Genomic DNA, 26,876 nt, shown 5'->3' with positions numbered 1-26,876 from the left:
ATCCTGCAAAGGAATTAGGAGGTGATTATGCAAGAAGAGATTATAGAAAACATATTAAAATCAGCCAATCTGAGTGTCACTGGCAGCAGAAAAAAGATTCTGAATCTTTTTCTGGCCTCAAATGGTGCACTCTCTCATGCAGATATAGAACAGGAAGCAGATGAAAAAATGGATCGGATCACGATCTATCGGACATTGCAGGCTTTTGTTCAAAAAGGAATTATCCATATTATTCCAACTACGGATAACTCAATCAGATACGCCCTTTGTAAGGATGAATGTTCTGAAGGCCATCACCATGATCAGCATGTACATTTTGTCTGCAACGAATGCCATACCACTTATTGTCTGGAACAAATTAACGTCCCCCATGTTAAATTGCCTTCCGGTTTTACGCAGGATCAAACAGAGGTAATTGTAAACGGACTTTGTGCCAATTGTCACGCCTAATTATCCCTAAACCAGAATTAACTTTCTGAAAGCCAATAAAATATAATTTACATTAAGATCTTCAGCTGACTTAGCCTTAAACGCAGGCCTTTAACGCTACTTAAAAGGCTGCAATGCACTGTTATTAATAATTTTGAGCTACTTACACTACTTTTCTTACTGATCTAAACTTTTCAGGACGCAAATACCGCTGCTGCAGCCGCTAATCTCTCTGGTGTTCCGGTATCCATAAACCTTGCCCCTGTATGATCAAAATAACCAATCGGGCAGGTTTTACTAAGCAAAAGATAGCCGTCAATAACAGAAAAAGGTGCCCGGGTGTCAAATTCGGTCACTTTGGCTAAATGTTCAATTATACTGGTCTGCAAACAATGTATGCCGCTGAAGGCCATCGGCTGCATGGAATTTACCTGACGCGTGATTTTCCTTTCTCCAGTAGTCATATTCTCCCAACCGGCCAATAGGCCGGTTGGCTGATCAAATAACAACCTTCTGCTGGAACTTCTTTCACTCACAGCAAGCGTAGCCAGCTGTCCGCTGCTTTTATGGATGCTGATCAGTTCCTGTAAGGACAAATCTGTCAATACATCTGCATTCACAATCAGGAAATCCTGTGAATTTTTAAAATAACCATACCCGGCGGCCTTCATAATGGCCCCTCCGGTATCCATGAGTAAGTCACTTTCATCAGAGATCTCAAACCTACTACCCCAGCCCTTATTTTTCTCCAGGGCCCAAATAACCTGATCTGAAAAATGATGTACATTGACAATAACATCATATATGCCCGCTGCCTGCAAGTATTCAATGGTAAGACGAAGTAGCGGCTTACCACCAACCAATGCCAGCGCTTTGGGGTGACTTAGGGTCCAGGGTTTAAGCCTGGTGCCCAGACCGGCTGCTAATATGAGTGCTTTCATGGCGGGGTGGTTATTTTTATAATAACATTGAAAATTTTATCTATCTGACCCAGTTGTCCTTATTGGTATGGGTGATCACAACTTTTACTTTGTATTTGTTTTTCAAGTACCTGGCGGTCTGCTCAGCGCTATACACACTTCTGTGCTGCCCACCGGTGCAGCCAAAATTGATTTGCAAGTGTGCAAAATCCCTGGAAATATAGTTTTCTACAGAAATACTGACCAGATCAAATACACTGTTTAAATATTCATTCATTGCGGTACGCTGCTGCAAAAATCTTGAACCGGTTTATCAAGCCCGGTGAGCTTTTTAAAGGCTTCCTGTCTTCCTGGATTTAGAATACCCCTGCAATCAAAGACAAAACCACCTCCATTACTGCTACTATCCTTGGGTATGCCCTTTTTATAGGAGAAGCTATTGATTTCTACGACCAGCGGTGTATCAGGGGTTGCCTGTACAGCAATAAACTTGGTCTTTGTTTCAGGGCCGGTAATTAATCCAAGGATTCTTTCAAACTCCGGCAGTTCAATGCCGATCATATTATTTTGCGTGAATTTTTTCAAATTATCCAGTGCAATGGGAATGCCGGCCAAAAAGGCCGCCTTGCGCTGGAATAATCCCCTGAAACCATAAGCACCCAATACCTGCAGCAAACGAATCAGCACAAAGCCTTTAAATTGATTTTTAAAGGCATTTTTATCTACCTTATTGGCGATCAAGGCATCTACCTCATCAATATAATAATCCAACAACGATTCCTTCCACTTTTTAGGTAAATTAGCCTTGGCCTGCCATAAAAGCGCAGCTGCATCATACTGCAGACCGCCGTTCATTCCGCCCTGATAATCGATAAAGTAAACGGCTTCATCTTTTATCATGATGTTGCGGCTCTGAAAATCACGGAACATAAAATACTTATAACGGCTCTGCCCTAAAAATACGCTGAGCACATCAAATTCATCCAGGAGTTGCTGCTTATTATAGGGCAATCCCAAAAAGTCCAGAAAATAATACTTAAAGTAAAGCAGATCACTCAAAATGGCCTGTTTTCCAAATTCTGTCGAAGTCAGGCAAAGTCGGTAATCGACTTTGTCATGACCTTTAATTTGCAGCCCAGCCAAGGCGCTGAGGCTTTTTTGGAATAAGGAATATACCCGGTCACTATGCCCTTCCGTTTCCAGTAATCCGGCAAGAGAAGTCGACCCAAAATCTTCCTGTAGGTAAAGCAGATAGTCGGGCGACACCCCATAGATCTCAGGAACAGGTAAATCCAGCGACCTGAAACTCTGTGTGAAGGCTAAAAAAGTCCGGTTCTCCTGTTCATTATAGTTATAGGTGGCAATACAGCTTTCCTTTTGCTGTTCATTTAGGCTCTTATCACCATACACCCTGAAATACAACCGGTCACTACCGCTCTGAGGCAGTTTTTCTATCCTTTTGGGCAGGTGTCCATATACCTCTTTATACAGGGATTCAATCTTTTCTATAATCATAGCCCCAAAAGTAAACAAATCAGCGCAAAATTCACTTGAGCCATGGCTTAGACAGCAGACTATATATTACAGGTTCTATGCACGCATAGCGATTGCTCTTATTGCTATAATAATTTTGACATGACAGGGTGTCTGCAGAAGAAAATTAAATAACGTAGCTTCGTGCAGCAAAATCACATAATAAATACAGTTAAATCCAACCTATTTAGTATAAAATAAAAGGTAGGCTGTATTCAACTGTTCAATCAAAATAATCATTCAATCATGTCAGAAAGGCCACAGCATGGTTCTGTTAATCCCCCAACCATCTTATCTCAGAAACCAGCCCTTATTTACTACAACATGCCTATAACCCGGTAGCGTGGTATCCCTGGGGCGAGACTGCACTTGAGCGTGCACGCACTGAACAAAAGCCGATTTTAATCAGTATTGGCTATGCAGCCTGCCACTGGTGCCATGTTATGGAAAGAGAGAGTTTTGAGGATAAAGAAGTGGCTGCTTATATGAATGAACACTTTATTAATATTAAAGTAGACAGGGAGGAAAGGCCGGATCTGGATCATTTGTATATGGACGCCGTCCAGGCTATGAGCGGCCAGGGCGGCTGGCCACTCAATGTATTTTTGCTGCCAGATACCCGCCCTTTTTTGGGGTACTTATTTTCCGCCAAAAAGGCTGTACCAACGCCCTTCCTGGAGGGAAGTACTGTCCAGTGTCCATCAGGCATTTATGGAAAAACAGCCAGATCTTACTGCCCAGGCGGAAAACCTGATCCGGCATCTGGAGCAGCAAAATCTGCCTTTGAGCGTAAAACCCAAAAACACCCAAGAAAACCTACGCGAAAATCACGATGAAAATCAAGGCGAAAATCAAGGCGAAAAATCTAATGAAAAGACGACGGTAGAAAATGATGGTGCTGGATTAAATAATAGACTTAAGGCAGGGGCAGCAGATATCCCCGGCCAGGCCAGCCAGATCCGCGCAGCGGTCATGCAGGCCGCCGACACAATATGGGGCGGCTTTGGTCGGGCACCCAAGTTCCCACAGACTTATACTATCAGGTATTTACTGCGGGATTATTATTATACCGGCAATAAGCAAGGAGTCAGTCAAGCCTTGCTAAGCCTGGACAAAATGTTGCAAGGCGGCTTGTATGACCAGATTGGCGGCGGTTTTGCCCGTTACAGTACAGATGAAAAATGGCTGGTGCCACATTTTGAGAAAATGCTCTATGATAATGCCTTATTGTTGGAAGCCTTGGCTGAGGCCTGGTCTTTAACAGGCAATATGGTCTACCAAAGAATTATCCGTCAAACCATCGATTTTCTTTCAAGGGAGATGCGCCATAGCGGAGGCGGTTTCTATGCTGCCCTGGATGCAGACAGCGAAGGGGTTGAAGGCAAATATTATGTCTGGCAGAAAAGTGAGATTGAAAAGATTCTGGGAGAAGAGCAGGCGGAACTCTTCTGCCTGGTCTATGACGTAGAGGAAAAAGGCAACTGGGAGGATACCAATATTCTCTGGCTCCAGCAAAGTATAGCGGAAGTAGCTAAATCCATCCGGATTCCAGAAGCGTCCCTTTTAAGAGTACTAGACCAATGTAAGGTCAAACTATTAACCGAAAGAAGCAAAAGAGTGCGCCCCGGCACCGATAATAAAGTGATTCTTGGCTGGAATGCGATGCTGATTACCGCACTTTGCAAGTGCGGTGCAGCCCTTGGTGAACCTTTATTTATTGAAATGGCAGAAGATTGTTATCATTTTCTACAGTCTCATTTAATCCCGCAAGATGAAAATGAAGGAAGCTGGCGACATCACTGGAATAAAAAAATTGGCGCTGCGGAGGCTTTTTTGGATGATTACGCGTCACTCATCCAGGCGTTGATCGAACTAAACCAAGTGACTGGGAAAACAACATATCTTCAAAGCGCCGCAGCGCTTACAGTCGAAGTAATCAGCGGATTTAGCGACAAAGAAGGTCATTTCTTCTATTATACAAAACAGGCAGCAGGTGCACTGGTCAGAAAAATAGAAACTTACGACAGTGCCACGCCTTCGGGCAATGCAGTTATGGCAGATAACCTCTGGCGCCTGTCCATTTTACTGGACAAAACTACCTGGCGGGAAAGAGCAGTATACATGACACTCGCCATGGAGCCTTTAATGCAGCATTACCCAACTTCTTTTGGTTATTGGGCCACCCTTTGGCAAAAAATTGCCTTTGGCACACCAGAAATTGCCATTATCGGGGATAACGCATCGGCGCTAGCTAGTGAGGTGCTGCAAAACTACCTGCCCGGGGCTGTTTTGCAGTTTAGCCCGGTTACAGTAGCAGATCTGCCATTATTAGCGGACAAAAATGTTCCAAAGGGGCAAAGCTTTATTTATCTTTGCCAGGATTATCATTGTAATCAACCTGTAACAGAGGTGAATACATTAATGGATAGTCTGGTTAAAAGTGGCGTGCACCCTGTATTGACCTAAGCAATCCTTGGAGAATTGAAGAAAGAGCATTTGAGGGAAGAGCAGCTGGGGAGGAAGACAGAATTGGCGCACTGCCTTATTAAATGACCACTTAAACAACAGATTTAAATACGAAAAGCATATTTATTAAAGTCTAGCGCAGGCCAAAGGCCTGCGTACCGGATTCATTTAAAAGCTTCGACGCAATGAAACAATACAAAATGCCCTTCATATTAGGTTGTGTCGCCTGGATTTTAGCAGGCCTGTCTCTTATTATAGGGATAATCGACCTTGTGCAAAAAGGCTTGAATAAAAACAGCTATTTTGCAGCTATTATCTGTATCGGTGCAGCACTTTCCGGCGTAAATCTGCTTAGATTACACCGTCAACTTAAAAACAGAAAGCCACCTGTAAATAACCCGACTAAAGAAGAGGGGGGCAATTCCAAGGCAGATTCCGATGAAAATCTGACCAATTAGGTTATTGACTTGTCGATTGATTTGTCGCTTGATTTGTTGACTAAATTGTAGATTAAATTGCCTCAAACATCAGGGATGAAAATATTGCCAGATTTTGGCCGCCTTAGAGATGCCGACTTCTGCCGTTAGCTCCCTTTCTGTTAGCTGACGAATCTGTTTAACAGAGCGAAAGCGCTTTAGCAGTTGACTGGCAGTTGCCTCACCAATGCCTGGGATGGCTTCCAGTTCATTTTTGAAAGTCCCTTTGGATCTTTTGTTGCGGTGAAAAGTAATCCCAAAATGATGCACTTCATCCCGGATTTTTCGGATCAGATTAAGGGAAGGGCTATCCCAGGGTAACTTGAGCGACTCACTGTCTCCTGGAAAAAGAGTTCCTCTTCATTTTTGGCCAGCCCGACCAGGGTCATTTTCCCCTGCAGTTGTAACTCATCAATGGCCTTCATTGCAGCACTTAACTGTCCTTTGCCGCCATCAATAATGACTAGTTGCGGCAAAGGCAGCTGTTCTTCCTTAAGCCTTTTATATCTTCTGAACACGGCCTCTGTCATGGTGGCAAAGTCATTAATCCCTTCTACCATTTTTACATTAAAATGCCGGTAATCCTTTTTGCTGGGTTTGCCATTTTTAAAGCAAACCATAGCAGATACCGGATAGGACCCTTGAAAATTAGAATTATCAAAACATTCTATATGTATGGGTAGATTGGGTAAGGATAACTGCTCCTGGATCATTCTAAGCGCCCTTTCATCATCTGCAGATACTTGCGCTTCAAGCAGTAAGGTCTTTTTCTTTTTAAGTTCCATCCGGAAGTAATTGACGTTTTTTTCGGACAGTTCCAATAATTTTTCTTCTCCCCTGCCTTTGGAACCGTAATCTTAATAGAATCATCCGGATAATCCAGCGGATTTGCCACAACGATTTCCTTATTAATGCTATTAAACTGCTCCCTTAAATTGGCCATGGCAAAAAGCAGCACATCCTGCTCGCTTTCTTCTATCTGGGCTTGTAATTCTACGGTATGCGTGTGGATAATGGTACCGTGTTCTACCATTAAGAAATTAACGTAGGCAATTTCTTCCTGTTTCCAGATGGAAAATACATCAAGACTGCCCAGATGCGCGTTGACAATGGTGGATTTAGCCTGATAGTTTTCCAGATCAGCAATCTTTCTGCGAACTATCTCTGCTTTTTCAAAAGCCATATTGTTTACGTGCGCCATCATTTCCTCTTTAAAATGCTGTACCACTGGCGCCAGATTGCCTTTAACGATTTGACGGATTTGCTGAATGCTCTGGTCATAATCCTCTTTTGTCTGCAGGCCCTCACAGGGGCCTTTGCAGTTCCCTAAATGATATTCCAGGCAAACTTTGAACTTGCCTTTTTCTATATTGGATTTGGTCAGATTAAGCTTACAAGTTCTGAGTGGTATATTTTCTTTGATCAGATCCAGGATTTCCCTGACCCGCCATACATTGGTAAAGGGGCCGATATATTCTGAGCCGTCTTTGATCTTATTTCGGGTGAGATAAATCCTTGGAAAGGGTTCCCTTTTAATGACGATATACGGATAAGTTTTATCGTCCTTAAGCATGATATTATACTTGGGCTGAAACTGCTTAATCAAGGAGTTTTCTAGTAAAAAAGCATCCTGCTCAGTATCCACAATCGTAAATTCGATGTGCCGGATACGTTGCACCAGCTCATGGGTTTTATAATTACTGAGCGTTTTATTAAAATAGGAACTGACCCGTTTACGCAGGTGCTTGGCCTTGCCTACATAAATTAATGTGCCTTCGGCATCAAAATATTTATAGATGCCGGGTTGCTTGGGAATAGTGGGTGCGATCTCTAAAAACTCTTCGGAAGTCATAAAGCAAAAATACATAAATACCGGCAGGGAACATGGATCAGGAAAATCAGGTGCTTAACAGTTGCTGTATTGTTGTTGTATTATTGTTGAATTTGCTTTTTGTATGGGCAAAATAGGGGGTTGAACCGTCCTAAATTAAATTTGTTTGTTGTCATCTTTTTATTTTACTTTGTACCACAAAGTACTTTTAAACACTTTTAACGGGCTTTTTATGGCAGCAAAACAGTTGGGCAATGAGCCTAATGATAAAGTTTCTATGAACCGGGGCAATTATCCAGAAAGTCCTCTGGACAGGCCACAATCAGGGCAACATAAATACGAGGATGACCTGAGTGTTATCCGCTCCATGATGGAGCGCTCTTCCAGATTTATTTCTCTGAGCGGTCTGTCCGGCGTAGCCGCCGGCCTGATTGCACTTTTAGGAGGGGGTTATGCGCTCTATCTGGTTCATAGAGAAGGCAGAGGTTATCTGTCCCATACGGCTATGGCTTATACCACCGGTTTTTTTACGCAACTTTTCGTTTTGGCCATTGTGATTCTAGTGCTGGCGGTCGCAGCTGCTACTTATTTTACAGTGCGCAAAAGCAAAAAAGCAAAGCTCCAAATCTGGACAACTACGACCCGGCAGTTATTATCCAGTTTATTGGTTCCCCTTTTTATTGGTGGTGTGGCCTGTCTGGCGCTGCTTTTTCACGGGCAGACGCAGCTCATGGCACCAGCCACGCTGATCTTCTATGGACTGGCGCTGATGAGCGCCAGTAAGTATACTTTTCAGGAAGTATATTATCTGGGGCTATTGGAATCCATTTTGGGGTTGATCAGTTGCTTTTTGGTAGGTTATGGACTGATTTTCTGGATCATCGGTTTTGGATTGCTTCATATCACCTATGGTATTTTGATGCAAAGGAAATACCGTTAAATTTGCGCTGGCAAGTCATGATTAATATTCAATCCCTAAATAAAGAATTTGAGAGCCGGGTACGACTGGGGATCATGAGCATCCTTATCGTCCGAGACTGGGTGGAATTTAAGGAGCTCAAATCCCTATTAGATATCACGGATGGCAACCTGGCCAGTCACGCTGGTGCTCTGGAAAAAAATGGATACATCCAGGTGCATAAAGAGTTTGTGGGCAAGAAACCCAGGACAACTTATCAGGTTACGGCCCTTGGCAAAAAGGCCTTTACGGATCATCTGTCTCAATTAGAAAAGCTCATGCGGCAAATATAATTTTTTTTGTTTTTTTACTTTGCAATTCAAAGTACTTTCAATCACATAATAAAAATAAAAACAATGCATCTCAAAAGAAAATTAACGCTCTTTTTCGTGGGGCTGATCAGTTTTATGATCCTGTTTTATTATCATGATCCCGGCGGTAATGTGCTGATATTTTGTGCACTTGCCTGGGGGTTAGCCGTTTACAGTCAGGGTGGTTTTAAAGTTTATAGAAAAGACGGCGGCTTTTGGCTACTGAGTTTAGCGATGTGGATTACCGCCGGCGCCTTTACTTTTTACGGTGACCCTGGTTCCATGGGGGCCCTACTATTAAGTTTTTATACGCTCGGCGTTTATATGACGGACAAAAAATTTCACCCACTACTCTATCCCCTAATGCTGGCCTATAGCTTTGGTTCATTTATTGTCCGGATATTTTTTGTGGAACGCTGGATCCCCAAAAGGAAAACGAATGCCCAAACGCCATTTAATGAAGCAGTGACGGATCAAATGGGCTTTGCCATGGATCCTGGCGCCGAGTACGGTGATTCGGGCCGTCCCGAGCCAGCTGTGAGCTGGTTCAAAACATGGTTGCTACCCATCATCATTGTCTTAATTTTTTTGATGGTATATATGGCCAGCAGCACGATGTTTTCAGAGGTATTGACAAAACTGCTTCCAAATTTAGATTTTACCGTATTATTTGCACTGGCGATTATCGGATTTATCTTGTTGTTTAATTTTATGTATATCCTACCCATCCCCTGGCTTTATACCATTAATGAAAAGGTGCTGAGTTGGGATAAGGGATCAGAGATGACTGCGGATGTCCAACAAAAACGGCTGCATCCATACCGAGCCGCCCACCAAAAAGGGGCGATCATCACACTAAGTCTTTTAATTGGCCTATTAAGTTTGTTTTTGCTGGTCTACGGGTATGAACTGTATCAAGGGATCCATGCAGCCAGGCTCAGCAAAGCCATCCATGAACAGGTAAATTCCATAATATTGTCCATTGTGATGGCTGTGGCTGTGATTATGTATTACATCCGCCCGGCGACTCAACAGCAAATGGGTTACAACAAAGGACAAAAAAGCACTGCAAGATCTGCATACAATGGCGGGGAGCCGGCACTTTTACATAGACTGGCCTATGTCTGGATTATGCTAAATATTCTTTTGGTCATATCTGCTGCTTTGCACAACGCCGCATATATCGGACGCTATGGTCTGACGCTGCTGCGCATCGGGGTATATATCTTTTTAATTTTATGTATTGTCGGGCTTTATTTTACCTATAGAAAAATACGTGATGCAGCCAGCGCCGCTTGGCTGGTGGCCATTATGTTTAAGGTATTTTTAGGCACAATTGTACTCAATAGTATCATTAACTGGGGCGCCATTATCACGCGCTATAACCTGACTTATATGGCTCATCCAGATTTGCAATATTTAAGAAATCTGGATTACAATACCCATGTTTTGGTTCCTAGCTTACTAAACGATCCGAGGTATAAAAGTGACACAAAGCTTACGGAAGAATTGCAAAATAAATTAGACTGGGACGTATCCTATACCCATAAAGATATACTCTCTGTGGCCTGGTATTATAAATATGTTACTTGGCAATCAAATAGAAATAAAAGTGAATGGGCACCTGCCAAAGCTCAGTAAAGTAAACTGGGGTTGATTACCGCACATTTAAATGTCCGGTAACCAACCCCAGTTTTATGTAACTTGTATCTTGTATCCTGTCAGGTTATCCTGTCAGGCATTATTTAATTTTTTTTCCTTTGGCTAAAGGAAAAAAATAAATATTGATAAAAATATTTATATATGTGCAGCCCGCCAGATTCACACCGCTAATTTAATGCATCAATAATGGCGACAAAGTCATCAGCTACCAGGGATGCACCACCGACCAGGCCACCGTCAATATCTGGCTGACTGAAGAGTTCTTTTGCATTACCCGGTTTTACGCTGCCACCGTAGAGTATGGAGATCTGATCTGAGATGGCTTGTCCATATTTGCTGGCAAGGTGCTCCCGCAGAAATTTTTGAATTTCTTCTGCCTGTTCACTACTGGCGGTTTTACCGGTACCAATTGCCCAGATGGGTTCATAAGCGATGATCACTTTTGTAATTTGATCTGCACTTAAATGAAATAAGGACTCTTCCAGCTGGGTAGCCACAAATTCATTTTGTTTACCGCTTTCTCTGATTTCCAGGGATTCTCCCAGACAGAAGATGGGGGTTACGTCATTGGCTAAGGCAATATCCACCTTTTCTGCCAAGAACTGGTTGGATTCTCCAAAATAATCTCTTCTTTCAGAGTGGCCGATTAGGCTGTGATAAACGCCTACGGATTTAATCATTTCTACAGAAAGTTCTCCTGTATACGCTCCTGACACCTTGGAGTAAATATTCTGGGCAGAGATGTAAACGTTTTGTCTGTCTCCCACGATTTCTTTGGCAGCCTGCAAGTAAGGCGCCGGTACCGCAAAAATAACCGCATGACCCTCCCGTACAGAAGTGGACTTGGATAAAATATTACTTAATAGATCCTGGCCCTGTTGCAGGGTCAGATTCATTTTCCAGTTTGCTGCTGCAATTTGTGTACGCATAATTAATTCTGTTCAATTTTTGTTTAATCAATTAATAACTGAGATGATGAAAATCAGGGTTGCCAGGGCTTTAGCCCCGCCTCCTGGTCTGCTCAAAGATATGATTCAAAATCTGAAATTCCCCATCAAAGAGATCCACTCCCTTAAAACCAAGCCAGGTTTTAATATGTTCAATCGCCTTTTCTATCTGATAATCAACAAGATTATCTCCATTGCCCCAGGAAAATGGCGCTACGAGTTTTGGGGGGATTTCCAGGCCAAATAAATTGCAACAGGTGCCGATGCTGGAGCCGGTTGTTAGTTGGGTACCCACACCGATACGGGTGAAATCGCCAACCAGTGCCCCGAATTTTTGCCCTACCTCTCTAAAACCTTTTGTCTCGTAATCATATACCCGGACCTCACCTCCGGTATTTTTTACATTACTGCCACCACTGCCGGCACCAAAATTACAATAGGCACCAATAATTGAATCTCCTATATACCCTTCATGGCCTTTGTTGGTGCCACTATGGAAGATACTGTTTTTAATCTCACCGCCAAGCACACAATTTTCACCAGTGGCTACAGGGCCATAGATCCTCGTCCCATTTTAAGTACAGTTCCTCCTGCTAAAAACAAAGGTCCTCTAAGCATACAACCCTCCATCACTTTCACGCCCCTGCTTAAATAAATGGGGCCATTTTCTGTGTTCAGCAAGGACATGCTGATGTGCGCCCCTTTTTCTATGATAACAGGATGCTTCCCGATCACTTGGTTAGTGTCATCCAACGCTTTTAAGTCCAATTCATATTCATCTTTCAATAGCTCAATCGTCCAATCTATATCTGCTTTAAGGTGTTCCAGAAGATCCTTTGGATATTCATAATAATTTCTTCTGGGAGCCTCACTCCACTGAATTTGCTGGGGGGCTAATAACTTTTCCAATGCCTTATTGGGATCTGGATCTTCAAACAGCGCTTCTCTTACGGCCTCCACGGCAATTCTCTTATTGAGCAATACGGCCATTATTTCTCTTTCCGGCCACTCTTCTGTCGACTTACTCAGCAGACCGACACCTTGACTCGTGGGCTTGGTCGGGCAGTCATAAAAAATAGTAGTCGCGCAGATGGGTGCCCTCCCACAATAAATCAGAAAATCGCCCGCTTCCAGGTAATCCGGCATAAAGCTGGTGCCTAGAAAGGATTCAGAAATTATAAACACTTCACCGACGTCAAAATTCAGCGCATTCCATTTGTCCAGCAAAGGAATGCCACCAGACAACAGGGAAACGAAAGGCTTGTTCGTTGTAAGCGGAGCGAATCGCCGACGTAGGGATGGAGTTTCAAATAAAAATATTGCCATAATAACCTCTAAAGTTCCTAAATACAACCATAAACGGCAAATTTTTATGCAAAATGCGCCCAAGTGGGTTTCGCAGTAACAGGAACTTACTCAAAAAATGCTAAAAAAATCTTATTTTCCCCCTCTGGCGTAGAACTTGTTAACGAGCGACTATATTTCTATTATTTTTGTCCGAACTCAAAAAATCAATATTTGTGAAAGCACTTTTCCTCTTTTTTGCATCCGCTAGTATGTTAATGTCCTGTGGCGCAACCAAGGACAAAAAAAAGCCTCAAAAAGAGCAAAAGGAACCTGAAACGGGTCTCTATCCTGCCGACTCCTCTTATTTTAGAAAACTGACCGATGGCGAAAAGCAGCATTACAAAAATGAAGTGGAGACAGAATTCCATAAGATCATGGGGCCTAACTTCAATGGAGAGGTCCTGGTCGCTAAAAATGGGCAAGTTGTATTTGAAGAATATAAAGGTATTGCTGATTTTAGGAAAAGGACGCCTATAACGCCTCGTACGTCTATGCATCTGGCTTCTATTTCCAAGACTTTTACCGCAATGACCGTATTGCATCTTTGGGAAACCGGTAAATTGTCTTTGGATGATAATCTGCAAAAGTATTTTCCTAAACTCCCTTATTATGGCATTACCATTAAAATGCTGCTCTCTCATAGAACCGGTTTGCCGAACTATGTTTATTTTATGGAAAAGGGCTTTGATAGATACAGAAAAGCGACCAACCAGGATGTTATTAACTATATGATGGTAAATAAGCCTAAGATCACTGCTAAACCAGATCGAGCATTCCAGTATTGCAATACCAACTTCCTGCTTTTGGCTTCCATTGTTGAACAGGTGACCAAAATGCCTTTCCCGGAATATATGAAGGACAGCGTATTTAAGCCACTGGGCATGAACGATACCTATATATTCTCCATTAAAGATACAGCGACCTACAATCCAACCTACAGTGGCAATCGGCCTTTCCCTATGACCAATGTGGATTGTACCTATGGCGATAAAAATGTTTACAGTACGGTTAGAGATCTACTCAAATGGGATCGAAGCCTTTATGCGCATACATTCCTAAAGGCATCGACCTTGAAAATGGCATTTACCCCGCAGAGTCACGAGCATCCCTCCATGCACAATTATGGACTGGGCTGGCGCACTTATTTTAATCCAAGAACCGGTGATTCCATTATCTACCACAATGGATACTGGCATGGGAGTAATACGGTTTTCAACCGTATTATCCAGGATACCGCCACCATTATACTATTGGGTAATAGGTATAGTCCCAATAACTACAATGCAAAGAAGTTGACCCATATTTTTACCGGGCATAAGGATTATTAATACCACCAATTATTGTAGCGATCAGGATCCATATACAAGGGCAGGCTGATCAGATTCAGTTTAAAAACCTTAAAAGGCTGGCAGCTAGCAAAATGATGATCATTTTGCTAGCTGCCAGCCTTTTATAGCCAAGTACGCCCCTAAATAATACAACAGCCCGACCGAAATTCTTATAATTTACTGTATAACAACACATTGAATTAGAGAAAATAAGTTAAATTGTCATACAATAAATTCAACATTGCATCCCACAATTAACCGTAATAAAAAATACTGGCGCATTGTATGCGGTCTGCTTCTACTGTATATTTTTATAGGAAGGGGCGTATTTGCCCAAAACACACTAAACATAAAAGTAGCCGATAAGACTTCGGGAGGCGCCTTGCCGTATGTAAATGGCCTAATCCTACAGGATAGCACGCAGCTTTCCCAAAAGTTCATTACTGATAAGGCAGGCAATTATCAAGTTCAAAACCTTCAACCTGGAAACTACAGGGTATCGCTTTCCTATACTGGTTACCTAAAAATGGATACTGCAATCCAAATAAGCAATAGTAAGGAGCAAGAACAAGTTCCCAAGCAGGGTCGCGCGCAGCAGCTATTCATTTATCTAACGCCAAAGTTTAGTCAATTATCCGCCGTCAAAATCAAGGCCCAGAAACCTTACCTGGAAATGGATAAGGGCAAATTTATCCTGAATGTGCAGCAAAGTGCACTCGCCAAATCAAGTAGTGCCTGGGACGCCTTAAAATACGCCCCTACTGTAATCACCTCCAGTGCAGGCTCTCTGACAGTTCTAAATAAACCCACCGTCGTATATATTGATGGCAGAAGGGTGCACCAGTCAGGGGAGGCCTTAATGCAATATCTACAGGGAATCCCTGCCAGTAATATCGATAAAATTGAAGTAATCGGCCATCCAGATGCTTCTTACGCAGCGGACATCTCAACTGTCATCAAAATTTCCACTATTAAGTATAAAGATGACGGCATAAAAGGTAATATAACATTCAGGGGAATAAAAGCCAGTTTTCTCCACAAATACATAAATGGCACTGTAAATTACAAAAAAGGAGCGCTATATCTCCAATCAGGCTATGGTTTTGGTTACGCCAAAATAAAATCATTAATAACTATGAAAAATTGGGCCAAACCGGATCCGTCTGGATGATTCCACAGCAATCCATTAGCAGTACAAACACTAACAGATTTTACACGACCTTGGGCTATGACTTTAATAAAAATAACAAACTCACCTTTTATACAGATATTACCTCGTCAACAAATCATTTCAATTTAAAAGCCAATAATGGAAATTTTACAGATGACCGGTCAAATGACAGCATTTACCGATTTAATGCAAAAGGTTCCAATAAAAGCATTTCTATCCAATCACAGATGACTTACTAAACTAATTTTGATGAAGGTAAACAGCATCTGAAATTTGAATTGGAATATTTTCATAATCGTCAAAATAATCTAAATAAATATTCCAACGACATCTATGATCTTCTAAAAGCGGGATACATCTCGGATTATAATAAAATGGATGTGCTGCCGCAAAGCGTAAATACCTGGGTCGGCTCCATCACAAATACGACAAAATTATTGGGTGAGGATTTTTCCTACGGGCTCCGTTTTTCCCAAAACCAAATACTAAATGACGATTCTACCTATGACAATTCTACTATTCCCCTTCAATTACTCGCTTCACAGAAAATAAGTTACAAGGAAACTAATTATGCGGCCTTTACAAGTTGGCAAAAACAAGTCAAAAATCTATTCATTCAACTAGGCTTACGGATTGAAAACAACAAAATTGACTCCCGAAGTGATTCATTGAATGGGGTGGTGAATTATAACTGGTTCAATGTTTTCCCCAACTTGCTATTTCAGTATTCTAAAACAGCCAGCAGTTATTGGATTTTAAGTTTCAATAAATCATTTAAACGCCCCGACTATTCATTATTGAACCCCTACCAAAGGCTTACGGATAATAGTTCAGCCAAATTTGAAGGTAATACGCACATACTTCCGCAGAAAAATTTCGATATAAGTCTGGGCTGGACTAATAACAATTCCATCACCGTTTATTCAGGCTTTTTGATCTATAAGGACATGATCAGCACACTTTATCTAAAGGATCCTAGTTTTGCAGTACTTTATCAAAAGTACGACAACTTTTATCTACAGGGATCCTATTTAACGGCGACTTATGCAATCAATATTAAAAACTGGTGGCGCTCCAGCTTTGACGGTTATGGCCTATTTTATAAAACAAAATACAAGCAGATCAAGCCAGGTAGGACCACACCCCTTATCAGTCTGAATCTAACGAATGATTTCACAGTCAATTCCAAATTACAATTAGGGATAAACGCGTATTTTAAACCGACTTATTCTGATGGTTACTATACTCACTATCAGCAGGGAAATATCAATATAGCTTTAACAAGAAAGTTAGGTAAAGAAATATCTATCAGCATTTTTGGCAATGATCTGTTTAAAAATGACGGATACAAGGAAAAAGCTTTATACGACATCTATTATAAAGAATCCGGTTACATGGACAGTAGACAGGTCGGCATTAGTATACTTTGGAAATTTGGAAAACAGAATTTAAAAAATAGAAAAATCAATCCACTTGAATCTGATGCCTCTAAAAACAGATTGTAGCAAGTCAATATGGTTTCTACCTTATGTCATTTAACAAATTTAGGTTTGCAAAAAAGGTGTATGATTGCCCTGAATTTTTACCATGCGTTCAACTCCAAGGGGAAATGCATTTCATCCATATCTTGATTAATCAATCTCAATCAAAGACGTACCCGATATCCTAAACTTCATTATTTTTATTGCGTCGTACCCTGATAACAAAAAGGGTATTTGACCTACTGGCAAAATTTTATATCCTCGTTTTTCTTTCACATTCAACCACCCGGGAAAAAACTCGCCCACATAGTTGACCTTAATTCTTTCTATTTTTCGGGGGTTACCTCCAAAGATGGAATCAAAAAAAGGCGAATAGCGAATACTGTCATTATTAATTAAAATTTCAGAACCCCAAAACAATTCTCCCTTTTTATTTCTGGGCATTAAAAACGGCCCCTTGTTAAATTTCCTAATCATACCTGTTGTATCCTCAAAATCATTTTTTTCATATTTAATTTTGGTTGGGATTCCTTTCCTATCAATGTCATTTACTAGGATTAATAAACTATCCCTAACTTCCCATTTGCCCTTAAAGAATTTACTGAGTAATCCTATTGTATATTGATAATGAAATGATTTATCTCTATACAATTTTAATTCCTGAAAATCTTCAAACTCAGAATGAATATAAACTTTCCAAATTGGCTTATTTCCTGAAGATCCATGATTTATTTCATCGAGACGTACTTGGGCATTAAGTTGAAACCCAAATAATAATCCCAAAATCATTACTAAATAAAATTTATTAATTATCATTGAGGTTTTTCTAAATTTTTTTGAAATCTAAAGGGGAAATTATTAGAACTGAATTTTTCATTTAATTGATTCATTGCATCAAACATTATACGGATCCTGCAACTTTTCGGGACTCTACTTATTGTATAATATACAAACAAATACTTTATAGAAAGTTCATCCATTTTGCTGTTGATTAATTATTTTTTTCAGAAACCTTCTCACAAGGATATAAACAATCCAAAATAAAACAATAGCACTTGTAATATCAAATATTTTAACAAAAGCAGATTCCTCAATTCCCGCACTCCATACATATTCATTTATTAAGTAAGGAAATAAATTAAATGGGCCAGGCCATATTACAATGAACAAAAACACAACCGCAATTTTTAGCCCAGTTATTATTGAGAAAAGTGTTATTTTCATTTATTATCTTAAATTCTATTTTTAAAACAACTTTCTTCCCCCAATCACTTAAAAGCAGGATGAAACTTTTCGAGTGTCGATTTTAAAAACTGCTTATCCAAATGCGTATAAATTTCAGTAGTGGTAATACTCTCATGTCCCAACATCTCCTGTACAGCTCTCAGATCAGCTCCGCCTTCCACCAGATGTGTGGCAAAAGAATGCCGGAGCGTATGGGGAGAAATGTTTTTTGTAATGCCGGCAATGTTGGCCAGTTCCTTAATAATCAAAAATACCATAACCCTGGAAAGCGGCTTACCCCTTCTATTTAAAAAGACAAAATCCTCGTAGCCTGGCTGAATAATGCCAGTTCTTCTTTGCCCCTGTTCATAGATATTCAGATAATGCATGGCTTCCCGGCCAATGGGGATTAAACGTTCTTTGTCGCCCTTGCCGATTACCCGGATAAAACCGGTATCCAAAAAGAGCCAACTCTTGCGTAAGCCAATCAGTTCACTTACCCTCAGCCCACAGCTATATAGCACTTCCAGCATGGCTTTATTCCTGTGTCCTTCCGGCTTGCTGAGGTCAATGGCGCCAATCATAGCTTCAATCTCATCAAAGGAAAGTACATCAGGTAGTTTCCTTCTGGTTTTGGGCGCCTCCAGCAAGGTTGTCGGATCTGCCGTAATCAGGTTCTCGGAAGTCAAATACTTATAGAATCCCTTAATCCCAGAGATCAGCCTTGCCTGGGAAGTGGGCTCGAGTCCTATTTCTGCAACGAACCGAATAAAACCCTGCAGGTCTTGGAGCGTTATGGTCTCCGGTGCAGCTTTTTTTCCTTGTAATTCTAAATAACTGGTCAGTTTCCGTATATCGCGCAAATAAGCCTCCACTGAGTTCGGGCTCAGTGAACGCTCCAGCTGCAGATAAGCTGCAAATCCTTTAATAGAAGAGTCCCACATTATTGGCAAAGTTATTCCAAAATCTTAGGTTTGTAGTACTATTCGAACAATTGAAGATTCACTCGTTGTTTTAACCTGACAAAAATGGAAAAAATAGACTTAAAGGCCTTTGCCATAAAAGCAGAGGAAAAGAAGAAGGGATTTAGGAGGTTTGTGACCAAAATTGAAAACCAGCCACCTAAAAACCTCAATGAACTGGCTATTGAAACAGATAAACAGGTCTGGCAGGAGATTGACTGTACGACCTGTGCCAATTGTTGTAAGACCATGACGCCCACTTTTACACCTAAAGACATAAAACGAGCCGCCACCTTCTTACACATGACACCGGCCACTTTTAAAGCAAAATGGCTGATCAAAGAAAAAAAGGACACAGATTGGGTCAATCGGTTACAACCTTGCCAGTTTTTGGATCTGTCCACCAACCTTTGTACCATCTACGAAGCAAGACCAGATGATTGTGCTGGTTTCCCGCACTTGGCCAAGTTGAAGGTCAAAGATTATATCCATATCCACCGGCAGAATATGACCTATTGCCCGGCTACTTACCGGTTTATTGAGTTACTCAAAGAGAAACTCCAGGGATACCCAGCAAAAAAGAAACTTACAGGCTTGAAAGTCGTAGGAAAGGGTACAAAACGAAAAACCCCGGTCAGGCTGGGTCAGTAAAAGCCCAGGTTGGGTATAGTGGAAGAAGCTTTGTACTTTTGCGGCATTAAACCATCATTTTATCTAAATTAGTTTATGTCCGGTAAGCACATTTTTCTCCTAAAGGGAGTTGTCAGAAATTACAGTTGGGGCGGAGAAACCTTTATTCCCCGTTTATTACATGTAGAAAACAAGCAGCATGATCCATTTGCGGAGTATTGGATGGGCGCTCACCCCTCAGCACCATCTTCCTTAACAATAGACGACCAGCAGTGCCCTTTAAACGAACTGATTGCAGCTGATGCAGACAAATATATTGGCGCTGCCGTACTGGATAAATTTGGTGAGCTCCCCTATCTTTTCAAGGTCCTTGACGTAAAAGAGATGCTCTCCATCCAAGTACATCCATCAAAAACAGAGGCTGAAAAGGGATTTGACATGGAACAAGCTTCTGGTAAATCCATATCTGATCCAACCAGAAACTATAAAGACCGCAATCATAAGCCAGAGGTTATGGTGGCACTCAGCGATTTTTATCTACTGCACGGATTTAAAAAAGAGGAATTACTCAGACAGACCCTGTTGGATACCCCTACCCTTACACCTTTATTGGCTGAATTTGACCGCAACGGCTATAAAGGCCTTTACCAATACGTTATGGAGTTACCTCAGGATGAAGTAGACAATTTCCTGCAGCCATTGGTACAAGCTGCCCTGGCTACTGAAGCAACTAAAACCGAGCCCGCTTACTGGGTTAAAAAGCTATACCCCAATGGTATCCCTGAAAATCAGGAGCTTAATAATATTGACCGTGGTATTTTTTCCATCTACTTTTTTAATATCGTTTATGTAAAACCTGGCCAGGCCGTTTTCCAGGGCGCTGGTGTTCCACATGCCTATCTGGAAGGGCAAAATGTCGAACTCATGGCCAATAGTGATAATGTATTAAGAGGTGGATTAACCCCAAAACATATAGACGTGCCTGAGTTGCTCAAACATACCACATTTGAAGGTATTGAGCCCAATATCATGAACGGAGATCAACTGGACAGTGCCACGTGGAACTACCCTTGCCCTGTTGGCGATTTTGGGATTCAAAAAATAGATCTGAAAGCTGCCGGTACCGCAAATAGTACTAGCAACTCAGGGGAAATCATCCTGGTCATGGATGGCGATATCAGCATTAAGGATTCCAACGAGCCGCGGATGGAAGGTATTGATCAGAGCAGCCTGCATCTATTCAGAGGGGAAGCCTGCTACATCCTGCCTGGCACGGCTTATACCCTGGGAAGCAATGAAGGTGGACAAGCCTATAAGGCCTTTGTTCCCCAGAATTAAAGCACAAATTGGCTATGATTAAGCTGTAGCCGCCTACTCATTATCACATAAAACACCCGGTTTTAAATCCCAAAAGGGAATTAAAACCGGGTGTTTTATGCTTTTTTAAACTTTTTATGCCTAGTTCAGCACATTATAATCACCTTGTAGATCTACGCCAATTAAAGGCAGTTCATGGTGCTGCTGAAAATAATCATAAACGGGTTTTAAATTAGCCGTAAAGTGTTGCTGATCTACATCATTAAAAGTGTATTTTGTGTAATAGGCCAAACTCTGCTCATTATCAAATCGAACGGGAAAAACATGTACCGGGATATAATCCTGCCCATTTAACCGGGCAGCTGTTGCCATGAGGTACACTTCATCGATCTGGTCATTTTGAAGAGGTATACAGCCCACGGAAACACAGTTTCCGTGGATATAAATACCACCACCGGGTTTTATCTTATCACTTAATAGTTTATCAGACTCATTGGGATAGTTGAGTTTTAAAGACAGGTGATATTCACTTCGTGGGTTAAAGGCAGAGATATAATAAAAACCTTCAGGCACCTGATAATCACCCTCTATTCTTTTGGGGCCGATTGTACCTGCCATCACACAAACCTTATACGTTTTAAACAGCTGAAAAGGCTCTTTATCGCTGTTACGGGCCCATACCTCTAACTGGCTGTCATATTTAAATGACCGGATATAAATCTCCCTTGCAGGCCAAATCAGGCCTTTTTTGCTGAACGCTTCCCGCAGTACGTTTTCTTTTTGTAATAACTCTGTTGTAATACTGGGCGATGCCTGTGTTTGCTGCGCAATTGGCCCCTGTGCAAGTACCTCGCCTGGCAAGACACTCAATCCTATAACCATTACAGATACCAATACAATTAAACCCGAAAAATATCTTTTCATTTAAAATGCATGATTTTATAGTCCTGTCAGGCTGGTTGTCCATTCTACTTTAAACGCAATAAGCCTGACCATACAATCAAAAATACACTATTTAAGCAGTTCCCAAAATCCAGCGGCTGTATTTTGGGTTTTATTTTGGGAATTATGGTTTTAATGCGATCGCATCAGCCTAGGATCAAAGCCATAAAGAGACATGTGTAATAATAGAGATCCGCGGGTTAGGACACGTAAATACCATAAAATATTTTTAAAAATATGCTATTAAGTAGGGTACATATAATAATTAAGCCCTACCTTTAAAACTAATAATCGTTAGTAATGGATTTGCAAAAAAATAAAAATGAAGACTGGATGCGCCTTTTATCCAGTGAAGTAAAAAAAAGGCGTGCAGAAGTGATGCTCGGTGGTGGCAAAAAATCCATCGAAAAGCAGCACAGTAGAAATAAACAAACAGCCAGGGAACGAATTGACTACCTGATTGATAAAAATACAACGTTTCATGAACTGGGCAGCTTTACTGCTTATGAGATGTACAAGGAATATGGAGGTTGCCCCAGTGGAGGGCTTGTATCCGGTATCGGGGAAATCTCTGGCAGAAAATGCATGATTATCGCCAATGACCAGACAGTTAAAGCAGGTGCCTGGTTCCCGATAACGGCGAAGAAGTTTTTAAGAATGCAAGAGATTGCCATTGAAAATCACTTACCTACGATCTACCTGGTGGATAGCGCAGGTGTGTTTTTGCCTTTGCAATCCGAAGTATTCCCCGATAAGGAACATTTTGGTCGGGCATTTTATAATAATGCCCGTATGAGCGGGATGGGTTTGACACAAATATCTGCAGTACTGGGCGCTTGCGTCGCAGGCGGTGCATATCTGCCTATTATGAGTGATGAGACACTTATGGTGGAAGGCGCAGGCAGCATTTTTCTGGCAGGTCCTTACCTGGTAAAAGCGGCCATCGGTGAGGATATTGACGCCGAGACCCTGGGTGGCGCCGCCACCCATAATGAAATCAGCGGTATTGCCGATTATAAGTTTGCCACTGAAAACGAGTGTCTAGACCAGGTAAAAAGGATTATGGCTAAAACGGGAGGCCATCCAAAAGCAGGTTTTGACAAAGTAAAAGCCTTACCCCCAAAAACAGATCCTGCCACCCTTTATCAAACGCTTAGTGAAAACAACAGCAAACCATACGACACATTGGATATCATCCATGCATTGGTCGATGATAGCCAGTTTGACCAATTTAAGGAAGGTTACGGCAAAACCATTGTCTGTGGTTATGGACGTATTGACGGATGGGCTGTAGGTATTGTTGCCAATCAAAGGCTGATTGTCAAAAGCGCCAAAGGTGAAATGCAATTAGGGGGTGTGATTTATGGAGACAGTGCAGATAAAGCGGCCCGCTTTATCCTAAATTGTAACCAGAAAAAAATCCCACTTGTATTTTTACAGGATGTAACAGGTTTTATGGTAGGCAGCAAAAGCGAGCATTCTGGCATAACTAAAGATGGCGCTAAACTAGTACAGGCTGTTGCCAATAGTGTTGTTCCAAAAATTACCATTGTGATTGGCAACAGCTTTGGAGCTGGTAATTATGCCATGTGTGGTAAGGCTTATGACCCAAGATTTATCTATGCGTGGCCTTCAGCAAAAATTGCAGTGATGGGTGGCAGCCAAGCGGCAAAGACTCTCCTGCAGATCCAGGTCGCTTCTAAAAAAGCAAAAGGAGAAATCGTCTCAGAAGCCGAGGAAAATGCATTACTTGAAAGGATCACTTCTAGTTATGAAGAGCAGACAACGCCCTATTATGCAGCTGCAAGACTCTGGGTTGATGAGATTATTGATCCCGGTGCGACTAGGGACAAAATCGCCTTGGCCATCAGTTGCGCCAATGAAAACCCAGATTTTGACCCTTTAAGACTGGGCGTTTTCCAAGTTTAAATATTGTAGCTTCCCCCATATTGGAGGATAGGCGGAATAAAGGTTTCGCCCCAAAATACGCTTTTAGTAAAGTGTTTTGATTATGATGACTCGACGACCATCTGTTTTGAAGGGGATTCTATATGGGATTTGTATCAGGCAGATATTATAAAAGGAATATATTTTTATAAGAAAAAATAGACAATCTTATCTCCTTGCTCAGTTCATCTTCTCATAGAAAGAGGCAAAAACCTTAGTGAGAACAGGTTCCGATTAATGGGGGTGAACAATATATTAATTGTAAAAGAAGATCTTAAACTGGACCGCCCAGAAATCCATAAATTGCACGATATGGGAAGAAAACGGATTGCGCCCCCAATTTCTACAGTCAGCCTTTACATAATCAGTTTAGAAGAGTTCGAACAAGGCCAGTAACAATTATATTCAGAGTTTCTGACCTCTTGTGAAGTAGAGTGATGGTAAAATTCGAGAAGTTTAATTTTCCTTATAAGTAGAAATATGTTATTTTTCAGCCACCAATTGGTAACCCAGCCTCAAAACTGTACCAGGGAATATTTTTTTAGTTTCATTTAAGACCTGACATAGAGGTGTATTATACCCTCATCAGCGGCCGATGCCACAAGTGTTAAACAGATTGATCACTCAAAAATAAAACCAAATACTCAAAAAAATGCATTCCCAATCTATTTATAATAAATATGAATATAACTGCTTAAATTTCATACCACCCTAGCTTCCAATTATTCCAACTTGTGACATGCAAAAATTTCGTCCGGCTGTGTAGCGTTCTTGAACTCCAACTACGTTTATGCATAAAACAAACCTATACCTTAACCTTTCAAACCCTGCTTATGCAAAATAGTTGGTTAAAAGCTTGTCTGCTCTCTTTATTTGCTGGATACGCTTGTGTATGCTTTGCACAAAGCCCCACTAATAAATATAATAACCGGATCCCAGAACGTTACTGGTCAATTGATTTAAATGCAGGCTTGATAATTATGCCCAATAAGACATCTTCTGCTTTGTTTGGGACAAGGCCTACACTCGGATTTCAGGAATTATTTACCGCAAATTATGCTTTTAACGGTAAGTGGGCTGCCTATGCATCCATAGGCAGTAACTATTATCAAAACCATAGGCCAGACATTTTATCCACTTCTTATGTTGGTTTGCAAATGGAAGATATCATTGAAGCTATTTTTAGCCCTTTTGAATTAATAAAACCTACCGTCAATGCAGGCGTTATGTACCGCATTAGGTTAAATAAATTGGAAATCCTTCCTAAATTAGGTTTAAGTTATACGACAAACGATTGGGGTAGAGACCGAATGCTAACGATAAAAGACAATGGCGTACACATTCATTATAAAATGAGTGGCACCGTCCCAGGTATGCAGGCAGGCTTAAAACGCTCATTATTGGGTATCAAAAAAAGGTTATCTTAATTTTGGATTAATGGCAGAATCTCCTTTGCAAAAACCGAACGCATCAGCTACGTATCTGAGAGGTAAAGAAGTCATGACAAGCACCCGTATAAAATCAGCCGCCTACGGTCAAAATCTAAATGTGCAGTTCGGCTATGGATTTGCCTTTGCCAGAAGATATCAATAAACGCTTGTCCTAACCCTCCAAGCAATATCTTGGATCTCTTTTTCTGATTTGTTATTTTTTGCGGGTCCAGGTCTCAAAGACATAACCATAAGGATTTTTCTCATCCGCTTCATGTGGGTAGCTGGCCACTTTATTCCATTGTTTGGGATCGAGTTCAGGAAAATAGGCATCTGCATCCTCAAAAGTCGCATCTATTCGAGTCAGATAAACTTTACTTGCTTTTGGCAGGAGTAATTTATAAATCTCGGCTCCGCCAATCACCATAAGCTCATTATAATGATGTTCCTGCGCCATAAAAAGGGCATCATCGAGTTTATTTACCACAACAGCACCTTCTGCATCAAATTGCTTATCCCGGGACAGAATAATATTCAATCTACCGGGCAGCGCCTTACTCTCTAATGCCTGAAAGGTTCTTCTGCCCATCAGTACAGGTAATCCCCAGGTCTGATTTTTAAAATATTTAAAATCTTCCGGCATATACCAGAGCATCTGGTTGTTTTTACCAATGGCATTATTTTTTGCGGCGGCTACAATAAGGGTAATATTCATAGATGTGGACATAATACAGCGGATATTTTAATATGAGTAAGTTTAAACAGCAACAGCTCCTTTGATATGCGGATGCGACTGATAATTTTCCAGGGTAAAATCCTCAAATTTAAAATCAAAGAGCGACTTAACCTCCGGACCTAGTTTCATTGTAGGTAATGGATAAGGCGTGCGCGTTAACTGCAATTTTACCTGCTCAAAATGATTTTTATAAATATGCAGATCCCCAAAGCTATGGATAAAATCACCCGGTTTAAGCCCTGTGACCTGCGCCATCATCAGGGTAAGTAGCGCATAGGAGGCAATATTAAAAGGTACACCTAAAAATGCATCCGCACTTCGCTGATACAACTGGCAACTTAATTTCCCATCTGCTACATAGAACTGAAAAAGAGCATGACATGGACTAAGGGCCATTTTAGGTAAATCCGCCACGTTCCAGGCATTGACAATAATTCTTCTACTGTCTGGATTGGTTTTAATCAAGTGAATGGCCTCGGTAAGCTGATCGTAAATTTTACCATCTGCCCCTTCCCAGCTACGCCATTGCTTGCCATAAACAGGCCCCAAATCCCCGTTTTCATCTGCCCATTCATCCCAAATAGACACTTTGTGCTCATTGAGGTATCCCACATTGGTATCTCCCTGCAAAAACCAGAGCAGTTCGTAGATAATACTTTTTAAATGCAGTTTTTTAGTTGTTACCAGCGGAAAGCCTTTTTCCAGATCAAAACGCATCTGGTAGCCAAACACACTGCGCGTCCCTGTACCGGTACGATCAGACTTATCGGTTCCATGATCCATTATATGTTGTAAAAGCCCTAAATATTGCTGCATAATCCTAATTAT

At 41.3% G+C, this 26,876-nt stretch carries 27 protein-coding genes and 3 pseudogenes; 16 read left to right on the top strand and 14 right to left on the bottom strand.

The features are described 5' to 3' along the window. Nucleotides 1-27: 27 nt before the first annotated feature. On the top strand, nucleotides 28-450 hold the full coding sequence (locus FSB73_RS11610) for a Fur family transcriptional regulator (protein WP_146782169.1): 423 nt from the start codon (nucleotides 28-30) through the stop codon (nucleotides 448-450). 173 nt (nucleotides 451-623) lie between these two features. On the opposite strand, the gene FSB73_RS11605 is transcribed toward FSB73_RS11610, so the two are convergent. Beyond that, nucleotides 624-1,370: a nucleotidyltransferase family protein gene (locus FSB73_RS11605; RefSeq protein ID WP_146782166.1), complete on the bottom strand. Its 747-nt coding sequence runs from the start codon at nucleotides 1,368-1,370 to the stop codon at nucleotides 624-626. A 40-nt stretch (nucleotides 1,371-1,410) separates the two neighbouring features. Continuing rightward, nucleotides 1,411-2,864, bottom strand: a pseudogene (locus tag FSB73_RS11600) (RapZ C-terminal domain-containing protein). A gap of 311 nt (nucleotides 2,865-3,175) precedes the next feature. Between FSB73_RS11600 and FSB73_RS26660 the strand changes: the two are divergent. The 3 genes and pseudogenes from FSB73_RS26660 to FSB73_RS11590 all read left to right on the top strand — a co-directional run. Continuing rightward, nucleotides 3,176-3,478, top strand: a pseudogene (locus tag FSB73_RS26660) (DUF255 domain-containing protein); the annotation flags it as partial. A gap of 115 nt (nucleotides 3,479-3,593) precedes the next feature. After that, complete coding sequence (locus FSB73_RS23265) at nucleotides 3,594-5,348, top strand: thioredoxin domain-containing protein (RefSeq protein ID WP_262712688.1); 1,755 nt, start codon at nucleotides 3,594-3,596, stop codon at nucleotides 5,346-5,348. Between the two features lie 200 nt (nucleotides 5,349-5,548). Further along, nucleotides 5,549-5,806, top strand: coding sequence for a hypothetical protein (locus tag FSB73_RS11590; RefSeq protein WP_158639508.1), 258 nt, complete (start codon nucleotides 5,549-5,551; stop codon nucleotides 5,804-5,806). A gap of 69 nt (nucleotides 5,807-5,875) precedes the next feature. Here FSB73_RS11590 and FSB73_RS24850 read toward each other — a convergent pair whose 3' ends face one another. The 3 genes from FSB73_RS24850 to uvrC are packed head-to-tail and all read right to left on the bottom strand — an operon-like array spanning nucleotide 5,876 to nucleotide 7,676. Then, a complete protein-coding gene (locus FSB73_RS24850) occupies nucleotides 5,876-6,094 on the bottom strand; it encodes a helix-hairpin-helix domain-containing protein (RefSeq protein ID WP_225973950.1) in 219 nt (72 codons plus the stop codon). Nucleotides 6,095-6,114: 20 nt separating this feature from the next. Continuing rightward, the gene (locus FSB73_RS24845) at nucleotides 6,115-6,609 is read right to left on the bottom strand and encodes an excinuclease ABC subunit UvrC (RefSeq protein WP_225973949.1); all 495 of its coding nucleotides are present in this window, start codon (nucleotides 6,607-6,609) and stop codon (nucleotides 6,115-6,117) included. Further along, entirely contained in the window at nucleotides 6,534-7,676 is a 1,143-nt protein-coding gene (gene uvrC, locus FSB73_RS24840; protein WP_225973948.1) for an excinuclease ABC subunit UvrC, read from the bottom strand. Before uvrC ends, FSB73_RS24845 begins: the two co-directional genes overlap by 76 nt. A 211-nt stretch (nucleotides 7,677-7,887) precedes the next feature. Between uvrC and FSB73_RS11580 the strand changes: the two genes are divergently transcribed. From FSB73_RS11580 to FSB73_RS11570, 3 genes are all read left to right on the top strand, one after another. Further along, nucleotides 7,888-8,595, top strand: a complete 708-nt coding sequence (locus tag FSB73_RS11580; RefSeq protein WP_225973947.1) for a hypothetical protein — start codon at nucleotides 7,888-7,890, stop codon at nucleotides 8,593-8,595. Nucleotides 8,596-8,612: 17 nt separating this feature from the next. Further along, nucleotides 8,613-8,906: a winged helix-turn-helix domain-containing protein gene (locus tag FSB73_RS11575; protein WP_146782160.1), complete on the top strand. Its 294-nt coding sequence runs from the start codon at nucleotides 8,613-8,615 to the stop codon at nucleotides 8,904-8,906. A gap of 63 nt (nucleotides 8,907-8,969) precedes the next feature. Then, nucleotides 8,970-10,565 carry a DUF4153 domain-containing protein gene (locus tag FSB73_RS11570; RefSeq protein ID WP_146782157.1) on the top strand — a complete coding sequence of 532 codons (1,596 nt, stop codon included), beginning with the start codon at nucleotides 8,970-8,972 and terminating at the stop codon, nucleotides 10,563-10,565. Nucleotides 10,566-10,753: 188 nt separating this feature from the next. On the opposite strand, the gene tpiA is transcribed toward FSB73_RS11570, so the two are convergent. The 3 genes from tpiA to FSB73_RS11555 form a co-directional block, all read right to left on the bottom strand. Then, entirely contained in the window at nucleotides 10,754-11,515 is a 762-nt protein-coding gene (gene tpiA / locus FSB73_RS11565; protein ID WP_146782155.1) for a triose-phosphate isomerase, read from the bottom strand. A gap of 70 nt (nucleotides 11,516-11,585) precedes the next feature. After that, nucleotides 11,586-12,062 (bottom strand): hypothetical protein, encoded by a 477-nt coding sequence (locus FSB73_RS11560; protein WP_146782152.1) that lies wholly within the window; start codon nucleotides 12,060-12,062, stop codon nucleotides 11,586-11,588. A 17-nt stretch (nucleotides 12,063-12,079) separates the two neighbouring features. Next, nucleotides 12,080-12,859: a hypothetical protein gene (locus FSB73_RS11555; RefSeq protein WP_146782149.1), complete on the bottom strand. Its 780-nt coding sequence runs from the start codon at nucleotides 12,857-12,859 to the stop codon at nucleotides 12,080-12,082. A 194-nt stretch (nucleotides 12,860-13,053) separates the two neighbouring features. Here FSB73_RS11555 and FSB73_RS11550 point away from each other — a divergent pair, with 194 nt between their 5' ends. The 4 genes and pseudogenes from FSB73_RS11550 to FSB73_RS11535 all read left to right on the top strand — a co-directional run. After that, nucleotides 13,054-14,208 carry a serine hydrolase domain-containing protein gene (locus tag FSB73_RS11550; RefSeq protein WP_146782146.1) on the top strand — a complete coding sequence of 385 codons (1,155 nt, stop codon included), beginning with the start codon at nucleotides 13,054-13,056 and terminating at the stop codon, nucleotides 14,206-14,208. 241 nt (nucleotides 14,209-14,449) lie between these two features. Then, nucleotides 14,450-15,379 carry a carboxypeptidase-like regulatory domain-containing protein gene (locus FSB73_RS11545; RefSeq protein WP_158639507.1) on the top strand — a complete coding sequence of 310 codons (930 nt, stop codon included), beginning with the start codon at nucleotides 14,450-14,452 and terminating at the stop codon, nucleotides 15,377-15,379. Then, nucleotides 15,352-15,618: a hypothetical protein gene (locus tag FSB73_RS11540; RefSeq protein ID WP_146782141.1), complete on the top strand. Its 267-nt coding sequence runs from the start codon at nucleotides 15,352-15,354 to the stop codon at nucleotides 15,616-15,618. Before FSB73_RS11545 ends, FSB73_RS11540 begins: the two co-directional genes overlap by 28 nt. A gap of 15 nt (nucleotides 15,619-15,633) precedes the next feature. Beyond that, nucleotides 15,634-16,884: pseudogene (locus FSB73_RS11535) on the top strand (outer membrane beta-barrel protein); the annotation flags it as partial. 126 nt (nucleotides 16,885-17,010) lie between these two features. On the opposite strand, the gene FSB73_RS11530 reads toward FSB73_RS11535, so the two are convergent. The 3 genes from FSB73_RS11530 to xerD form a co-directional block, all read right to left on the bottom strand. Continuing rightward, on the bottom strand, nucleotides 17,011-17,676 hold the full coding sequence (locus tag FSB73_RS11530) for a hypothetical protein (protein WP_146782135.1): 666 nt from the start codon (nucleotides 17,674-17,676) through the stop codon (nucleotides 17,011-17,013). Between the two features lie 156 nt (nucleotides 17,677-17,832). Next, nucleotides 17,833-18,084 carry a hypothetical protein gene (locus FSB73_RS11525; RefSeq protein ID WP_146782132.1) on the bottom strand — a complete coding sequence of 84 codons (252 nt, stop codon included), beginning with the start codon at nucleotides 18,082-18,084 and terminating at the stop codon, nucleotides 17,833-17,835. 44 nt (nucleotides 18,085-18,128) lie between these two features. Further along, nucleotides 18,129-19,028 carry a site-specific tyrosine recombinase XerD gene (gene xerD, locus FSB73_RS11520; RefSeq protein ID WP_146782129.1) on the bottom strand — a complete coding sequence of 300 codons (900 nt, stop codon included), beginning with the start codon at nucleotides 19,026-19,028 and terminating at the stop codon, nucleotides 18,129-18,131. Nucleotides 19,029-19,112: 84 nt separating this feature from the next. Between xerD and FSB73_RS11515 the strand changes: the two genes are divergently transcribed. Both FSB73_RS11515 and manA read left to right on the top strand, forming a co-directional pair. Next, a complete protein-coding gene (locus FSB73_RS11515) occupies nucleotides 19,113-19,697 on the top strand; it encodes a YkgJ family cysteine cluster protein (protein ID WP_146782126.1) in 585 nt (194 codons plus the stop codon). A gap of 75 nt (nucleotides 19,698-19,772) precedes the next feature. Continuing rightward, nucleotides 19,773-21,014: a mannose-6-phosphate isomerase, class I gene (gene manA / locus FSB73_RS11510; RefSeq protein WP_146782123.1), complete on the top strand. Its 1,242-nt coding sequence runs from the start codon at nucleotides 19,773-19,775 to the stop codon at nucleotides 21,012-21,014. 120 nt (nucleotides 21,015-21,134) lie between these two features. On the opposite strand, the gene FSB73_RS11505 is transcribed toward manA, so the two are convergent. After that, nucleotides 21,135-21,917, bottom strand: coding sequence for a L,D-transpeptidase family protein (locus tag FSB73_RS11505; protein WP_146782121.1), 783 nt, complete (start codon nucleotides 21,915-21,917; stop codon nucleotides 21,135-21,137). A 318-nt stretch (nucleotides 21,918-22,235) separates the two neighbouring features. Between FSB73_RS11505 and FSB73_RS11500 the strand changes: the two genes are divergently transcribed. The 3 genes from FSB73_RS11500 (at nucleotide 22,236) to FSB73_RS23260 (ending at nucleotide 25,475) form a co-directional block, all read left to right on the top strand. Next, the gene (locus FSB73_RS11500; protein ID WP_146782118.1) at nucleotides 22,236-23,864 is read left to right on the top strand and encodes an acyl-CoA carboxylase subunit beta; all 1,629 of its coding nucleotides are present in this window, start codon (nucleotides 22,236-22,238) and stop codon (nucleotides 23,862-23,864) included. An 851-nt stretch (nucleotides 23,865-24,715) separates the two neighbouring features. Beyond that, nucleotides 24,716-25,309, top strand: coding sequence for a hypothetical protein (locus FSB73_RS11495; protein WP_146782115.1), 594 nt, complete (start codon nucleotides 24,716-24,718; stop codon nucleotides 25,307-25,309). A gap of 10 nt (nucleotides 25,310-25,319) precedes the next feature. Further along, nucleotides 25,320-25,475: a hypothetical protein gene (locus tag FSB73_RS23260; RefSeq protein ID WP_158639505.1), complete on the top strand. Its 156-nt coding sequence runs from the start codon at nucleotides 25,320-25,322 to the stop codon at nucleotides 25,473-25,475. A 51-nt stretch (nucleotides 25,476-25,526) separates the two neighbouring features. Here the strand turns inward: FSB73_RS23260 and FSB73_RS11490 are convergent, their stop codons facing one another. Then, nucleotides 25,527-26,039, bottom strand: coding sequence for a dihydrofolate reductase (locus FSB73_RS11490; protein ID WP_225974727.1), 513 nt, complete (start codon nucleotides 26,037-26,039; stop codon nucleotides 25,527-25,529). 30 nt (nucleotides 26,040-26,069) lie between these two features. Continuing rightward, nucleotides 26,070-26,864: a thymidylate synthase gene (locus tag FSB73_RS11485; protein WP_146782112.1), complete on the bottom strand. Its 795-nt coding sequence runs from the start codon at nucleotides 26,862-26,864 to the stop codon at nucleotides 26,070-26,072. Nucleotides 26,865-26,876 lie beyond the last annotated feature (12 nt).

The organism is Arachidicoccus ginsenosidivorans, from assembly GCF_007971385.1.
GTDB lineage: Bacteria > Bacteroidota > Bacteroidia > Chitinophagales > Chitinophagaceae > Arachidicoccus > Arachidicoccus ginsenosidivorans.
This window is presented reverse-complemented; position numbering and strand designations above follow the sequence as displayed.